The following is a 15,643-nucleotide window of genomic DNA, read 5'->3' on the forward strand; positions in this document are numbered from 1 at the left end:
GCGCAGCGCCGGGTGGGGTGATGGCGCCGACGTACGATTTCTAATTGATACTCGCCGTATTCGCGGCTCGGCCGGCTTCGCCTCATCCACATAAGGCACCCGAAACCCATTGGCCCCCAGCCAGCCAATCGCAGCCTTCGGTTCGTCGGTCTGGATGATGGTGACGCCGCGTTCGGCCCAGAAACCGTGATCTCGGCCGAAATGCCGGCCTGCACCGCCAGTTCATCGCCGCAGCCGCCGGAGAGGAAGCCGCCGGGCCTTGCGCCTTGGCTATACAAGTCCTTCGCCAAGCTGTGACTGGCATCTTGCGTGCCGGTTCTATAGTTGTGGCAGCCCGATGAACAAAGAAGGACCCGTAATGGCGAACCAGACCATCGACAACGCGTTCACCGCCCGCTCCAAGACGGGGCCTTCCTTCGAGCCGACCTATGCCGGCGCGCTGTCGTTCATGCGGCGCAAATACACCAAGGATGCAAAGGGCGCGGACGCCGTCGTGTGGGGCATTCCGTTCGATGCCGCCGTCACCAACCGGCCGGGCGCGCGCTTCGGGCCGCAGGCGATCCGCCGCGCCTCGGCGATCCTCGACAACGACCCGCAATATCCGTTCTCGCGCGACCTGTTCGAGCATCTCGCCGTCATCGACTATGGCGATTGCCTGCTCGATTCGGGCAATCACCAGAAGACACCAGGCACGATCGAGCGCGAGGCGGCGAAGATCCTGAAATCGGGTGCCTTCCTGTTGTCGCTCGGCGGCGATCATTTCGTCACCTGGCCGCTGCTCAAGGCACATGCCGCCATCCACGGGCCGCTGGCGCTGGTGCAGTTCGATGCGCACCAGGACACCTGGCCTGACGATGGCAAGCGCATCGACCATGGTTCGTTCGTCGGCCGCGCCGTCAATGAAGGCATCATCGACCCCGACCGCTCGATCCAGATCGGCATCCGCACGCATGCCCCCGATACGTTCGGCATCAAGATCCTTTACGGTCACGAGATCGAGGAGATGCGGGCTTCCGACATCGCCTATGCGATCGTCGACCGCACCGGCGGCAGGAAGACCTATCTCACCTTCGACATCGACTGCCTCGACCCGGCCTTTGCGCCCGGCACCGGCACGCCGGTTGCCGGCGGACCGTCCTCGGCGAAAATCCTGTCGACGCTGCGCCAGCTCGGCCAGGTCGATATTGTCGGCGCCGACGTCGTCGAGGTTGCGCCGGCCTATGATCACGCCGATATAACGGCGATCGCCGGCTCGATGGTGGCCATGCACTATCTCGGCCTGGTGGCCGAGCGAAAAGCGCGGGCGGAAGAGCTGAACAGCGGCAACCATGGCGCGGCAAACCATGGCCAGGGCATATAGGCCTGAATTAGCAGGGAATTGACGGGCACATGAAACCGAAAATCTTCATCGATGGCGAACACGGCACCACCGGCCTGCAGATCCGGGCGCTGCTGGCCGAGCGCGGCGACCTCGAGATCATCTCGATCCCGGCCGAGCGCCGCAAGGAAACGGCGGCGCGCGCCGAGTTCCTCAATGCCGCCGATGTCGCCATCCTGTGCCTGCCGGATGCGGCTGCCAAGGAAAGCGTGTCGCTGATTGCCAACGACACCACCAAGGTGATCGACGCCTCCACGGCGCATCGCGTCGCCGAGGGCTGGGAATATGGCTTTGCCGAGCTGGACAAGGATCAGGCCAGGATCATCGCCAATGCGAAACGCGTCGCCAATCCCGGCTGCTGGCCGCAAGGGCCGATCGCGACGCTGCGGCCGCTGGTCGCTGCCGGTCTGCTGCCGGCGGATTTCCCGATCACGGTCAATGGCATTTCGGGCTATTCGGGCGGCGGCCGGCCGATGATCGAGGACTATGTCGCCAAGGGCGAGGATGCCTCTGAATTCCAGGTCTATGGGCTGACCCTGCAGCACAAGCATGTGCCGGAGCTGCGCACCTATGCGAAGCTGTCGCACGATCCGATCATGCAGCCGGCGGTCGGCAATTTCGCCCAAGGCATGATCACGGTGGTGCCGCTGCAGCTCGGCGGGCTTGACCATGTGCCGGCCGGCGCCGAACTGCACGCGGCAATCGCCGACCATTTTGCCGCCATCAAGGGCGGCGTGGTCGAGGTAGCTCCTTACGAGCACGTGGAGCGCCTGCCCGAGATCAATCCCGAGGTCTATAACGGCACCAATCGGATGAAGGTCTATGTCTTTGCCAATGACGACCGGGCGCAGGCGCTGCTGATTGCGGTCTATGACAATCTCGGAAAGGGCGCCTCGGGTGCTGCCGTTCAGAACATGGATCTGATGCTCGGCCTTTAATTCAGTTGGAGAGAGCATGTTGCCCGAAAACCGCTTAACACTTTTCGGCATCACGCTCTGAATGGACGCGCCTGCATTTCCAAAGCGCTGGAAGATCAGCGCGCCCGAGCTCATTGCGGAGACGTTTTCGAGCCGCATCTGGAAGGTGCGGCGTGAGGACGGCTCGCCGGCCATCGTCAAGGCGCTCAAACCATTCGACGATGTCGAGGACGAGTTGCGCGGCGAGCACTATCTCGCATGGCGGCGCGGCGAAGGCGCGGTGCGGCTGCTTGGCCGGGACGGCCACCGCATGCTGCTGGAATATGCCGGCGACACCCTGCTTTCCGACGTTCTGGCCAAAGAAGGCGACAACGCCGCGACCGCAATCGCGGCCGAGTTGATGGGGAGACTGTTCTCGCCCACAAGACACCCTGCCCCGCCGGACCTGCAGCCGCTGCGGACACGGTTTGCCAGCCTGTTCAAAAAGGCCGGAGCCGATCGCGACGCCGGAGAGCACAGCCTCTATATCGAGGCCGCCGAAATCGCGGACCGGCTGCTCGATGCCCCGCATGCGGTCAAGCCGCTGCATGGCGACCTGCATCACGACAACATTTTGCACGGTGCGCGCGGCTGGCTGGCGATCGACCCGAAGGGCGTGGTCGGCGATCCCGGCTTCGACGCCGCCAATCTGTTCTACAACCCACTGGGGCGCGACGACCTCTGCCTCGATCCCGAGCGCATCGCGCATATGGCCGAGATCTTCGCCAGGACACTCGGCCAGACGCCGGCTGCCATTCTCGACCATGCCATCGCCTATGGCTGCCTGTCGGCCGCATGGCATCATGAGGACGAGAATGCGGTCGACGAGAACCGCGAGCTGTCGGTTGCGGGAGTGATCCGAAAGGTGCGGCTCAGCTTCTGACCGGCGCAGCCTCGCGCGTTAGACGTAGCGAGGCAGTTCGTTCGCGAAATAGATTATTGCGACGGCCAAGACACCGTAGACGATGTACCTGCGTTCATGGGCGGCCGCGTTGGCAGTGGATAGGCGCCTTTGGTGCCGCGCCAGTGGGCGGCGGCAAATCCCAGCAGGACAAGCGCGAAGGCCTGATGGGTCAGCGCCATGTGCAGCGGCACCTGCATCAGCAGCGTGCCGATGCCGATCGAGGCCTGGACCAGCACCAGCAGAAACAGCAGCGTCGCGCGGCGTGGGTGTGTCGTGCCTGGTAAACGCCGGCGTGTCGCGATCATGTGCCAGAGCGCGACGGCAAAGACCGTGTAGGCGCCCAGTCGGTGGACGAACTGCACCGTCTTCGGGTTCTCGAACAAGTTGCGCCAGGCCGGCTCGAGCAGAAGCAAATCTGACGGGATCACCTTGCCGTCCATCAGCGGCCAGGTGTTGTAGCTCAGGCCGGCGTCGAGCCCTGCGACCAGGCCGCCGAGATAGATCTGGATCAGCGCCAGCAGCACGATGAAGCCGGCCAGCCTTTGTGTCGGCCGGTCGGCGGCAGGCTCCGAATGCGGCGCCAGCCCGCGCGCGACCACCATGGTGGCAGTGAAGATCAGGGCGGCAAGCGTCAAATGCGTGGCCAGCCGGTACTGGCTGACGGAGACGCGGTCGACCAGGCCGGAGGCCACCATCCACCAGCCGATGGCGCCTTGCAGGCCACCAAGCAGCAGAATACCGACCAGCTTTGGCCCAAGGCCGCGCTCGATGCGGCGCGTCGCCCACAAGACCAGCAACGGCAGGCCGAAGACCAGGCCGACACTGCGCGCCAGGATACGGTGCGCCCACTCCCACCAGAAGATCGACTTGAAGGCATCGAGGCTCATGCCCTTGTTGAGCTCGGCATATTGCGGAATCTTCTGGTAGAGCTGGAATTCCTCCTGCCACTCCGCGTCATTGAGCGGCGGTATCACACCGTGGATCGGCTTCCACTCGGTAATCGACAGGCCGGAATTGGTGAGCCTGGTGGCGCCGCCAACCAGCACCAGCGCAAACAGCACCAGAAGCACGACATAAAGCCAGCCGCGCAGCAGAGCCCGGTTTTGCAGATCGCGATCGCGGTCAATGTAAGGCGCGGCGGCTGATATGGCGGCCATGGGCTGGTCCCGGCAGGTTGACGTGGCGGATTGGTGAACCATCGCAACCCGGCTGACAAGACCGGACGGCGCGGCACGCCGTCGCGCCGCAAGTCACGGGTTGCACGCGCCCCCGGTTGGGCCTAAGCGGAGGCGATCAACGAGAACGCTCATGCCCATCCGCCTGAAAAAGCTGATCGGAACCTTCCTGCTGGTGGCGCTTGTCATCATCTATGCGCTGGTCGCGTCGATCATAGCGGTCGCGCAGCTGTCGCAATCCAGCCCGCTGGTGCATTTCCTGTTTTTCCTGTTCAGCGGCCTGTTCTGGGTGCTGCCTGCGATGGGCATCATCAAATGGCTGATCCTGGAGCCGCCGCCGAAAGGCTGAAGCGCCCGACCCAGGTTAGATGGTGACGACCATTTTGCCGGCATTGGCCAGCGGCGTCGTCACGCCCGACAACATGGTGCGGATATGGGCGACACTCTGGTAGCGGCCGTTGACCGAAATGCGCGGCAGCGCGTGCAGGAAGCCGGCGTGCTCGGCGTGCAGCACGCCGTGGCGAGTGGTCACCGCCGAGGCGTAGCCGGCGTCGCGGGCAAAGCCCACTTCGCGGCAGCCGACAGCGCTGGCGTAACCATAGGGGTAAGCGAGATGACGTGGGTCTTCGCCGAGCTGCGCCTGCAGCTGGCGCCTGACGTCGACGATTTCATGGCGCGCATCGGCTTCGTCGAGCCGCTTCAGATTGCGGTGGTTGACCGTATGCGCGCCGATCGTCACCAGCCTGTGCCCGGCCACGGCGCGGATATCGTCCCAGGTCATTAGCGTGCTTGGGCGCAAGCCATCGAGGTCGATGCCGTTCGAGCGCGCCAGATCGCGCAGCACGGCGCGCTGATCCTCCTCGCGCACCTCGAGCGTCAGATAGGCATGCAGACGCGCATTGGCGTGGAGTTTCTTGCCGTGGGTCGAGCAGTCGATGGTCACCGGCCCCTTCGGCATCGCCAGCGTCAAACGCTCCCGCGCGTTGACGATATCCTCGACCACGTCCCACCATAAATCGGCGCTGCCGTCGATCAGACCCGGCGCGACATAGATGGTGATCGGCGCGTCGTGCTTTTCCAGCACTGGCAGCGCTTCGGTCATGTTGTCGCGATAGGCGTCGTCGGCGGTGATGGTGGCGAACTGGCCGTCCTTGCCGCCGGCCTTGATGCGCTCGATCGCCTCGTCGAGGGTGACGAAGGCATAGCCCCTCGCCTTCATGTCGGCGACGAGAGCGTCGAGAAATCGCGGGGCGATGTTGAGGTGGCGGTTGACGCCGTCCGGCTTCTCCGGCGTGGCGGTGACCCGATGCAACATGAGGATTGCGCCAATGCCGCCGACGAACGGCTTGGCCAGCGGTGCAAGGCCGGTAAAGCGGGCGATATTAAGCGCCAGTTTCCGAACTGCCTCACCACCGTCGATCATTCATTCACCTTTTGCGCCTAGGCTCGATCCAAGCACGGAACGCGCCGACGCGAACTCCTGATCGCGACGAATACGCCTTAAGGATTGAGGTATGGTTGACGCCACCGCGTCATTTGACGGCAATCGGCTCGCCGCAAGCAAGGCGTCTGCGCGCACGCCGGATGCCGACCAGACCAGTCTGTCGGTGTCGATCGCAGATGCTGCCGCGCTCGCCTCTTACGGCGAATTCTGCCGTTCGGCGCTGTTTGCGCCGGCGCAAAGCGCGGCCTGGGTTCGTGCCTGGACGGCGCAGGCCAATCCCGATGCCGTCATTGCCACGCTGACAATCGAGGACAGGCCGGTCTTTGCACTGGCACTGGAAATCACGCGAACTGGTCCATTCCGCGTCGCCCGCTTCATGGGCGGGCGCCATGCCAACGGCAATTTCGCCGCCGCCGATCCGGCATGGCTGGCAAAGGCCGATGCCGGGGGGATCCGCAGGCTGGTGACGGCGATCGGCAAGGCGCGTCCCGACATCGATCTCGTTGCCTTGGAAAGGCTTCTGCCCGACCTCGATGGCGTTGCCAATCCGCTGGCGGCGTTCTCCAACTTTCCGAGCCCAAACCTGTCGCTCGCCGTCAATCTCGACGGTGGTTTCGATGCGCTGCTGTCGCGTGTGGGCGGCAAGCGCAAGCGCAAGAAGCACCGTTCGCAGACACGCAAGTTCGAGGCGGTCGGCGTTCATCGCCGCATCGAGGCGCAGACACCCGAAGACGTGAACCGGCTGCTCGACGCTTTCTTCGAGATGAAGGAGTTCCGCTTCGCCAAGATGGGCATCGCCAATGTCTTCGGCGAGCCGGAGGTGCGGGCTTTCTTCCGTGCCCTCTTCGCCGGCGCGCTGGCCGAGGAGAAACCGGCCTTTGTGCTGCATGGGCTCGAAGTGGCCGGCAAGCTGCGCGCAATCACCGGCTCGAGCCGCTCGGGCAAACGCCTGATCTGCGAATTCGGCGCCATCGCCGAGGACGATCTCGGCCACACCAGCCCCGGCGATTTCCTTTTCTTCGACATCATCGAGGAAGCCTGCCAAACAGGCTTCGATGTCTATGATTTCTCGGTCGGCGACGAGCCCTACAAGCGGCTCTGGTGCGATATCGAGACCCAGCATTTCGAGGTGCTGGCGCCCCTGACGCTGAAGGGACGCGCCCTGGCGTCGGCGCTGCGGCAGGGCGCACGGGCGAAAGCCTTCATCAAGAACAACCCGACGGTCTGGAAGCTGACCAAGATGCTGCGCCGCAAGGCCGCCGGACAGGCAGCGCCCGCTCCCACGGACGACGAAAACTAGCGTTCAGAAATTCAGCGCTTCGCGGAGCGCCGGGCCGGCCCTGACCCGCAGGTCGAGATCCGCCTCGATGTGGTCGATATGGTGCAGCATCAGCCGGCTCACCAACCCGCAATCGCCGCTTTCCAGCGCGCCGACCATTTCCGTGTGCTCACTGTGTCCGCAGGCCGACACGCCGGATCGTCCGTAAAGGGCGATCACCAGCGACGAACGCGCCACCAGCTCCTCCATGAAGCGCTGCAGGATGGCATTGCCGGCGACGGAGGCGAGCAGCAGGTGGAAATCGCCTGATGCCTTGATTTCGGAGCGCCGCGCGGTTGGGCCGCGCTCGGCGATGAAGCGGCCTTCCTCGTCGAGCTGCGCGCGGAACGCAGCGATATCGGTGGCTGTGACCCGCCCGCAGGCGGCAATGGCGATGCCCGGCTCGATCAGCCGGCGCGATGCGAACACCTGGCGCGCTTCCTCGGGCGTAGGGTTGGCGACGAAGGCGCCACGGTTGCGCTCGGTACGCACCAGCCCCTCGAAGGACAGCATCTGCAGCGCCGCGCGCGCGACCGTGCGCGAGACGTCGAACAGCGTGCCGACCTCGCCTTCCGACAGCTTGGTGCCGGGCGTCAGCCGACGGTCAACGATGGCGTCCCGCAGATTGTCGCGAATCGCCTGGGCGCGATCCTGGTTGGCGCTGTCGGCGGAATGGATCTGATCGGCAATGTTCATGGCGATGATGGTTCCCAGCCTCTTTCTAGCGCAACTCGTCGCCTGCGCACGAGAGGCAAAGTGGACACGAAGCCAAAAAAGATTGCATACGATTCTTGCGCGGATCGCGCACAATCGCCCATAATTTGTGCAATGCACAAGATAGCCCACCGGCTAGGCAGTGGGCACGAATTCCGATTTTGCTGATGATTCAAACGCTTGGCCGAATCTCGCCGATTGGCACGCATAATGCATTGGTTGACGCGACCAAACGGGGAAGCCTGAATGTCCAAAGCCGCCGAGATCGACATCGTCTCCGTTTCGAAAGTGTACGGAACGACGACTGCCGTCGAGGCCATCAGCCTGAAGATACCGGCAGGCACCTATTGCTGCCTGCTTGGCCCCTCCGGCTGCGGCAAGACCTCGACGCTGCGCATGATCGCCGGCCACGAAAGCATTTCGTCGGGCGATGTCCGCCTCGGCAACATCGTCGTCACCGACTTGCCGCCGGCAAAGCGTGGCACGGCGATGATGTTCCAGTCCTATGCGCTGTTTCCGCATCTCGACCTTGTCGACAATGTCGCCTTCAGCCTGAAGATGAAGGGCGTCGACAAGGAGCAGCGCCGTGCCAAGGCGCTCGACATGCTCAAGCTGATGCAGATGGAGGCCTATGCGACGCGCCGGCCGGCGCAGCTTTCCGGCGGCCAGCAGCAGCGTGTTGCACTCGCCCGCGCTCTGATCACCGATCCCGAGGCGCTGCTGCTCGACGAGCCGCTGTCGGCACTCGACCCGTTCCTGAAGATACGCATGCGCGCCGAGCTGAAGAAATTGCAGACCTCGCTTGGCATCACTTTCGTCCACGTCACCCACAGCCAGGAAGAGGCCATGGCCTTGGCGGACCTGATCGTGGTGATGAATGACGGCCGCATCGAACAGGCGGCGCCGCCGCGAGATGTGTTCGAAAGGCCGGCCACCGCCTTCGTCGCGCGCTTCATGGGTGACCACAATGTCATCTCCGGCCGGGTTACCGGCGCGCGCGACGGCATGGTCGTCTTCGACGTCAATGGTGGCGCCTCGCTCGCCGCCCGCGGGCAAGGCCGGGAGGCGGGCCAGGAGGTGGGCACGCCGATCGACATCGCCATCCGCACCGACCATGTGCGCATCGGCGAAGCACCCTCTCCCGGCCTCGGCTTCACCGGCATCGTCTCCAACATCGAATATCGCGGCGCCACGGTGAAGCTGTCGGTCACCGGCGGCGGCATCGACGATTTCACCGTTATCATCGACGATTCCGACTTCTTCGCCAAACCCGTCGCCCTTGGCGACGCCGTACCGCTCGCCTGGGATTCCGAGGACGCCATCGTCCTCGGCCGCCTTCATTCATGAATTCAACGAAGCAAAACAAAACAGGGGAATAGGAATGACAAAAACAGTAGAAACAAAGACCGGAATTTCGCGACGTTCGTTGCTCAAGACAGGTGCGGCCGCCGTCGGCCTCGCCGCAGGCTCGGGCGCCATTACAGGCTTCCCGACCATCTGGGCGCAGTCCAACATCACGCTGCGCCAGTTCGGCACCGGCGTGTCGAACCTGAACGCGATCGCCGACAAGTGCAAGGCCGACCTCGGCATCACGCTGGAAATGACGGCGACCGATTCGGACGCGGCCGCCCAGCGCGCCGTGACCCAGCCCGACAGCTATGACATCGCCGACATCGAATACTGGATCTGCAAGAAGGTGTTCCCGAGCGGCGTGCTGCAGCCGATGGATGTCAGTAAGCTGAAATACTACGACGAGCTGGTGCCGTTGTTCAAAACCGGCAAGCTGACGCCCGACAGCATCATTGCCCAGGGCACCGCGCCGCACACGGTCGGCTATGTCGAAGCGCAGGACTCAAAGACCTTCGCCAAGGCGCCGACCAAGTGGTTCACCATGGTGCCGACGATCTACAACGCCGATACGCTAGGCATCCGGCCCGACCTCGTCGGCCGCGACATCACCACCTGGGCCGACATCATGGACCCGGCCTTCAAGGGCAAGACCGCGATCCTTAACATCCCGTCCATCGGCATCATGGATGCGGCCATGATCATGGAGGCCACAGGCAGCATCAAATATGCCGACAAGGGCAACATGACCAAGGAAGAGATCGACAAGACGATCGACTTCCTCATCAAGGCCAAGCAGGCCGGCCAGTTCCGCGCCTTCTGGAAGTCGTTCGACGAGAGCGTCAATCTGATGGCATCGGGCGAAGTGGTCATCCAGTCGATGTGGTCGCCGGCCGTCGCCGCCGTCCGCTCCAAGGGCATCGCCTGCCGCTTCCAGCCGCTCAAGGAAGGCTACCGGTCATGGGGCGGCGGCCTTGGCCTTGCCGCCCATCTCAAGGGCGCCGAGCTCGACGCCGCCTACGAATACATCAACTGGTATACGTCGGGCTGGGTCGGCGGCTATCTCAACCGCCAGGGCTACTATTCCGCCAATATGGTCTCGGCCAAGAAGTTCATGTCCGAGGACGAATGGGGCTACTGGATCGAAGGCAAGCCGGCCAAGGGCGAGATCAAGGCGCCGGACGGCACCGTCATGGAAAAGGCCGGCGCCGTGCGCGACGGCGGCTCGTTCGAAGAGCGTATGGGCAAAGTCGCCTGCTGGAACTCGGTCATGGACGAGGACCGCTACATGGTGAAGCGCTGGAACGAGTTCATCGCGGCGTAGAGCGGACGCGTTCACTGTGATGTTGCGATCCTTCGCGCCCCCCTCTGTCCTGCCGGACATCTCCCCCACTTGGGGGGAGATTGGCAGCGTCATGGCCGGCTCTTCGTTAGCAACGTTGGAGTTTGGCGAAGGCCGTTATGAGAGTTCGATCTCCCCCCTCGTAGGGGAGATGTCCGGCAGGACAGAGGGGGGCGCGAAGGATCGCAAGTCATCGCGATCACGCGGAGGATTTTCCCAATGACAGTCGCGCTCGAACGCCCCGCCATCGCAGCAGCCAAGCCCGCCAGACGCCGGCGCTTCTCCATCAGTGCCGTCACGCCCTACCTCCAATCGGCGCCGCTGGCGCTCATCCTCGGTGCGTTCCTGCTCTTGCCGATCATCATGATCGTCGTCGTCTCCTTCTGGGATTATGACTTCGCCGCCATGTATCCGGATTTCCTGACGACGAACTATTCCGACGTGCTGGGATCATGGGTCACCTGGAAGACCTATCTCAACACCATCAAATTCGCTGCCATCGTCTGGGCTCTGACCTTGTTCATCGGCTTCTGGGTCGCCTATTTCCTCGCCTTCCATATCCGCACCACCGCCATGCAGATGGTGCTGTTCCTTGTCTGCACGGTGCCGTTCCTGACCTCCAACATCATCCGCATGATCTCGTGGATCCCGGTGCTTGGCCGTAACGGGTTGATCAACTCGACGCTGGTGCAATTGGGGCTGGTGCCAAAACCCATCGAATGGCTGCTCTATTCGGAATTCGCCGTGGTGCTGGCCATGGTGCATCTCTACACGCTGTTCATGGTAACGCCGATCTTCAACACGCTGATGCGCATCGACCGCTCGCTGGTCGAGGCCGCGCGCGATGCCGGCGCGTCCGGCTGGCAGGTCTTGTGGAACGTCGTCATCCCGCTGGCCAAGCCCGGCATGGCGATCGGCACCATCTTCGTCGTCACGCTGGTGATGGCCGATTTCTCCACCGTGCAGGTGATGTCGGGCGGCCAGAGCGCGTCGGTCGCACTGATGATGAAGAACCAGATGTCGCTGCTGCAATATCCGGCTGCGGCCGCCAACGCAGTGGTGCTGCTGGTGCTGGTGCTCTTGATGGTCGCCGGCATCCTGCGCATCGTCGACATCCGCAAGGAGCTCTGAGGTGAGCCACGAAAAACGCACCGCCGGATTCTACGTGCTGGCCGTCTTCTTCACCCTGTTCGTGCTGTTCCTCTATGGCCCGCTGTCGGCGATCCTGATCCTCTCTTTCCAGGGTGAGACCGGCGGCCTCACCTTCCCGCTCAACGGCGTGTCGCTGCACTGGTTCGCCAATCTGTTCGAACGCCAGGCGGTCGGCGATTTCGGCGGCAGCTTCAAGCGCTCGCTCGTGCTCGGCCTGATGGTGATGATCGTCACCGTGGTGGTGTCGTTGCTCGCTGGCCTCGCCTTCCGCCAGAAGTTTCGCGGCGCCACCGCTTTGTTCTACCTGGCGGTCGCCAGCCTCGTCGTGCCCTCGATCATCATTTCATTGGGCATCGGCGTCGTCTTCCAGCAGGTCGGCTTCCGCCCGGCCTGGTATACGTCAGCCTTCGGCGCGCACCTGACCTGGACCTTGCCCTTCGGCGTGCTCATCATGTTCGCCGTCTTCAACCGGTTTTCGCCGGCTTACGAGGAAGCCGCGCGCGACCTTGGTGCCTCGTCCTGGCAGACCTTCGCCCATGTCGTGCTGCCGATGATCACGCCGAGCCTGATCGGCGTCGGCCTGTTCGGCTTCACGCTATCCTATGATGAGTTCGCCCGCACGCTGATGACGTCGGGCACCTTCAACACGCTGCCGCTCGAGATCTACGGCATGACCACCAATGTCACGACGCCGGTGCTCTACGCACTGGGCACGGTGACCACCGTGTTCTCCTTCCTGGTGATCCTGGCCACACTGGGCGCCATCCTCTATGTCGGCCGCAAGCGGGCCAGGGTTTGATCGTGCAGATACTGGTGGTGAACCCCAACACGACGGCGAGCATGACCGAGACGATCGCGGCGGCGGCGCGCGCCGTTGCCGGCGCCGGGACCGAGGTGATCGCGGTCACCTCCTCGATGGGTCCTGCCTCGATCGAGGGCTATTATGACGAGGCATTGGCCGTGCCCGGCCTTTTGATGGAGATCGCCGCCGGCGAACGTGCGGGGGCTCAGGCCGCCATCATCGCCTGCTTCGACGATACCGGCCTGGATGCGGCACGCGCCATGGCCTCCATTCCGGTCATCGGCATCTGCGAGGCCGCACTCAGTGTCGCCTCCTACATTGCCCAGCGCTTCACAGTGGTGACGACCACCGAACGCTCGCGTGTCCCTGTCGAGGGGCTGGTGCAGCGCTACGGCATGGCCGGGCGTGCCCGCGTGCGCGCCGCCGACATTCCCGTACTCTCGCTTGAAGACGCTGCTTCCGGCGCTGTCGAGAAACTGCGCGCCGAGATCGCCCGCGCCATAGCGGAAGACCGCGCCGAGGCCATCGTGCTCGGCTGCGCCGGCATGGCCGACCTGGCACACCGGTTGCAGCAAGAGTTCGACCTGCCCGTCATCGACGGCGTCGGCGCCGCCCTCAAACAGGCCGAGGCGCTGATCGCATTGGGCCTGTCGACCTCGAAGCGCGGCGCCTATGCCAGTCCGCTGGCCAAGCCCTATCGCGGCGTGCTGAAATCCTTCTCGCCGGGGGTGATCGCCGCGGAGTGAACGCTATGAAGCCTACCGTCCGCGCATTGTCTCCGCCGGAACTGACCGTTCTCATCGACTGGGCGGCGGCTGAAGGCTGGAACCCTGGCCTTGACGATGCCGCCGCGTTCCGGCCAACCGATCCTGAAGGGTTCATCGGCGCTTTTGTCGACAACGAGATGACCGCCGCCATCTCGGCTGTCGCCTATGGCGGCAATTTCGGTTTCATCGGTCTCTACATCTGCCGACCAGACATGCGCGGCAAAGGCCATGGCAAAGCAGTCTGGAATGCGGGCATGGCCAGGCTGGCCGGCCGAACGGTCGGCCTCGACGGCGTCGCCGCGCAGCTGGCGAATTATCGCCGCACCGGTTTTAACTCGGCATACGAAACCATCCGCTTCAGCGGCCGTATCGCGACCCCGCCCGTCCGAAGCGAAGGGGTGCGCATGATAACCACGCAACTCGTGCCCGACATCATCGCCTATGACGCCCGCTGTTTCCCCGCGCCTCGACGAGCCTTCCTGCACCGCTGGGCGCAGCCGCCGCATTGCGGGTTCGCCGCGATCAGTTCACTCGGCACCATAGGCTACGCCGTGGCTCGTCCCTGCCGTTCGGGTTACAAGATCGGCCCGCTGTTTGCCCACGACACCGAGACGGCGATGCAGCTCATGGGCAGTCTGGCTGCCGCATGCGAAGGTGGCGACCTGCATATCGACGTTCCTGCCGAAAATTTCGATTTCACTAAGGCGCTTGCAGCGATTGGTTTCAGGCCGACCTTCACCACCACGCGCATGTACAAGGGCCCGCCTCCGAAGGTCGACTCGCGCCGAATATTTGGCGTGACGACCCTGGAGTTGGGGTAGATCCCGGCGCCGACTGACAGGCTTGGTTTTTCGGGAGCCGGCGGCGATGGACGAGCCGATCCGTAGTAGCGCCGCCTAAGTTGAATTGTCTGATGTCTCAGGCGGCGCTACGTCGTCCCGGCACGGGGTTACCCGGCGTCTCGTGGCCGATCGGCGTCACCAGAGTGAGGTCGGGATAGCCGCTTTCGATCAGCTCGACGGCGGCCTGCGCCACCTCATCGTCCGCCTGCAGCATGGACATGAAGACCTCGGTGCTGTCGCCGACCAGTCGGCTGATGCCTTGCGCATCGGCCGGTCCGCATTCGACAATGACCAGATCATAGGCGGTGGTCAGCGACTGCATGATGATCGGCAGCCGGTCGGCGGCGCGCATGGCGCGAACCGGATCGGCGGTGCCGACGGGAACGACATGGCAGTCGGAATAGAGGTCGGCGTGAATGACGTCGCTGAACTGCGCCTCGGAAGCGAGCAGATTGGTGATGCCGGGGAAAAGTCCGCTGTCCAGCATCGGCCGCGACGCCGCGCCCGATGCGGTCAGGTCGAGCAGCAACACGCGCAGGCCGGCGTCGGAGACTTCGCGCGCTACCAGCACTGCCGAGGCCGCGGCCTCATCGCCTTCGGGCGAGACGAAGATGGCGCGCGCAGCACCGCTGGCGATCAGCTTCTCCGCCGCCTTCTCGACATCGATCTCGCCAAGGCTGGAGCGGACAGGTTCAGGTTCGGCTTGCGGTTCGGAACCGGCGATCGCTGCGTCCTCCTGCACTGCAGGAGCCGGCTCGGGCTTTGGCGCCAGTTCAGACTCCACGGTCGTCGGCTGATCGTCCACTTCCACGACCTCAGGAGCCGGTTCCGGGTCGACTACCGGCGCCGACATTGCCGGCATCGCAACCTGCTCGATACGCTCGAAGCGCGCCCCTGGGGCCGGACGCATGGCGCGGCCCGAAAACAGCTCCTGCAGCAGCGTGATGACCGACATCAGAACCAGCGAGCCGACGAAGGCGGCGCCGACGATCGGCACGAGCTTGGGGAAATAGGGTTCCGACGGCACGCGCGCCTCGGAAAACACGCTGGCATCGACCGGCAGATAGTTTTTGCGCGAGGACACTTCGCGGAAGCTCGCCATATAGGATTCAAGCTGCTGGCGCCGGACGTTCGCCTCACGCTGCAGCGCATCCAGCTGGACTTGCTCCTCGCCGGCGCGCGACGACGCCGCTTTCAGCTTGTTGACGTCCGATATCAGCTGGTTTTCGCGCGCCTGGGCGGTCTGCGCCTGCGTCAGCAACCCGCGCATGATCTTTTGCGCTTCGTTGCGGATCTGACCGTCGAGATCGGCTAGCTGCGACCTCATCGCCCGCAGGCGCGGATGGTTGTCGAGCAAAGTGGTGGAAAGATCGGCGATGTTGGTTCTGAGCTCGATCTGACGCTCGCGCAGCCGCTGGATCAGATCGGAAGACAGCACTTCGGGTACAGCGTCCAGCGAACCGCCATTCTGCAGGGCCTGGCGCACCCTTTCGGCCGTCGCC

15 protein-coding genes and 1 pseudogene are annotated in these 15,643 nt (G+C 64.0%); 11 read left to right on the forward strand and 5 right to left on the reverse strand.

Annotated features, from left to right (window positions below; genetic code table 11):
* Nucleotides 1-40 precede the first annotated feature (40 nt).
* A pseudogene (locus NKI61_RS29790) lies at nucleotides 41-260 on the reverse strand (glycerophosphodiester phosphodiesterase family protein); the annotation flags it as partial.
* 98 nt (nucleotides 261-358) lie between these two features.
* On the opposite strand from NKI61_RS29790, the gene speB reads away from it, so the two are divergent.
* The 3 genes from speB (at nucleotide 359) to NKI61_RS29805 (ending at nucleotide 3,217) form a co-directional block, all read left to right on the forward strand.
* The gene (gene speB, locus NKI61_RS29795; RefSeq protein WP_023669405.1) at nucleotides 359-1,360 is read left to right on the forward strand and encodes an agmatinase; all 1,002 of its coding nucleotides are present in this window, start codon (nucleotides 359-361) and stop codon (nucleotides 1,358-1,360) included.
* Between the two features lie 29 nt (nucleotides 1,361-1,389).
* A complete protein-coding gene (argC, locus tag NKI61_RS29800; protein WP_023682318.1) occupies nucleotides 1,390-2,316 on the forward strand; it encodes an N-acetyl-gamma-glutamyl-phosphate reductase in 927 nt (308 codons plus the stop codon).
* A 61-nt stretch (nucleotides 2,317-2,377) separates the two neighbouring features.
* The gene (locus tag NKI61_RS29805; protein WP_023739331.1) at nucleotides 2,378-3,217 is read left to right on the forward strand and encodes an aminoglycoside phosphotransferase family protein; all 840 of its coding nucleotides are present in this window, start codon (nucleotides 2,378-2,380) and stop codon (nucleotides 3,215-3,217) included.
* A 53-nt stretch (nucleotides 3,218-3,270) separates the two neighbouring features.
* Here the strand turns inward: NKI61_RS29805 and NKI61_RS29810 are convergent, their stop codons facing one another.
* A complete protein-coding gene (locus NKI61_RS29810; RefSeq protein ID WP_352842023.1) occupies nucleotides 3,271-4,395 on the reverse strand; it encodes a COX15/CtaA family protein in 1,125 nt (374 codons plus the stop codon).
* A 151-nt stretch (nucleotides 4,396-4,546) separates the two neighbouring features.
* Between NKI61_RS29810 and NKI61_RS29815 the strand changes: the two genes are divergently transcribed.
* Nucleotides 4,547-4,762: a DUF2842 domain-containing protein gene (locus tag NKI61_RS29815; RefSeq protein WP_023669401.1), complete on the forward strand. Its 216-nt coding sequence runs from the start codon at nucleotides 4,547-4,549 to the stop codon at nucleotides 4,760-4,762.
* Between the two features lie 15 nt (nucleotides 4,763-4,777).
* On the opposite strand, the gene NKI61_RS29820 is transcribed toward NKI61_RS29815, so the two are convergent.
* A complete protein-coding gene (locus NKI61_RS29820; protein WP_023753606.1) occupies nucleotides 4,778-5,836 on the reverse strand; it encodes a polysaccharide deacetylase family protein in 1,059 nt (352 codons plus the stop codon).
* A gap of 91 nt (nucleotides 5,837-5,927) precedes the next feature.
* Between NKI61_RS29820 and NKI61_RS29825 the strand changes: the two genes are divergently transcribed.
* A complete protein-coding gene (locus NKI61_RS29825) occupies nucleotides 5,928-7,157 on the forward strand; it encodes a GNAT family N-acetyltransferase (protein WP_023753607.1) in 1,230 nt (409 codons plus the stop codon).
* A gap of 3 nt (nucleotides 7,158-7,160) precedes the next feature.
* On the opposite strand, the gene NKI61_RS29830 is transcribed toward NKI61_RS29825, so the two are convergent.
* On the reverse strand, nucleotides 7,161-7,871 hold the full coding sequence (locus tag NKI61_RS29830) for a GntR family transcriptional regulator (RefSeq protein ID WP_023697427.1): 711 nt from the start codon (nucleotides 7,869-7,871) through the stop codon (nucleotides 7,161-7,163).
* A 264-nt stretch (nucleotides 7,872-8,135) separates the two neighbouring features.
* Here NKI61_RS29830 and NKI61_RS29835 point away from each other — a divergent pair, with 264 nt between their 5' ends.
* From NKI61_RS29835 to NKI61_RS29860, 6 genes are all read left to right on the forward strand, one after another.
* Entirely contained in the window at nucleotides 8,136-9,236 is a 1,101-nt protein-coding gene (locus tag NKI61_RS29835) for an ABC transporter ATP-binding protein (protein WP_023689478.1), read from the forward strand.
* Between the two features lie 34 nt (nucleotides 9,237-9,270).
* The gene (locus NKI61_RS29840; protein WP_023682324.1) at nucleotides 9,271-10,560 is read left to right on the forward strand and encodes an ABC transporter substrate-binding protein; all 1,290 of its coding nucleotides are present in this window, start codon (nucleotides 9,271-9,273) and stop codon (nucleotides 10,558-10,560) included.
* 237 nt (nucleotides 10,561-10,797) lie between these two features.
* Entirely contained in the window at nucleotides 10,798-11,709 is a 912-nt protein-coding gene (locus NKI61_RS29845) for an ABC transporter permease (RefSeq protein WP_023823251.1), read from the forward strand.
* A 1-nt stretch (nucleotide 11,710) separates the two neighbouring features.
* On the forward strand, nucleotides 11,711-12,529 hold the full coding sequence (locus NKI61_RS29850) for an ABC transporter permease (protein WP_023823252.1): 819 nt from the start codon (nucleotides 11,711-11,713) through the stop codon (nucleotides 12,527-12,529).
* Nucleotides 12,530-12,531: 2 nt separating this feature from the next.
* Nucleotides 12,532-13,278 (forward strand): aspartate/glutamate racemase family protein, encoded by a 747-nt coding sequence (locus NKI61_RS29855; RefSeq protein ID WP_023823253.1) that lies wholly within the window; start codon nucleotides 12,532-12,534, stop codon nucleotides 13,276-13,278.
* 5 nt (nucleotides 13,279-13,283) lie between these two features.
* Nucleotides 13,284-14,120, forward strand: a complete 837-nt coding sequence (locus NKI61_RS29860; protein WP_050594092.1) for a GNAT family N-acetyltransferase — start codon at nucleotides 13,284-13,286, stop codon at nucleotides 14,118-14,120.
* A gap of 97 nt (nucleotides 14,121-14,217) precedes the next feature.
* Here NKI61_RS29860 and NKI61_RS29865 read toward each other — a convergent pair.
* The coding region (locus NKI61_RS29865; RefSeq protein ID WP_502899944.1) for a GumC family protein at nucleotides 14,218-15,643 on the reverse strand (1,426 nt) is incomplete at its 5' end.

It is taken from the genome of Mesorhizobium sp. M0514, assembly GCF_040321145.1.
In the GTDB taxonomy this organism is placed as follows: domain Bacteria; phylum Pseudomonadota; class Alphaproteobacteria; order Rhizobiales; family Rhizobiaceae; genus Mesorhizobium.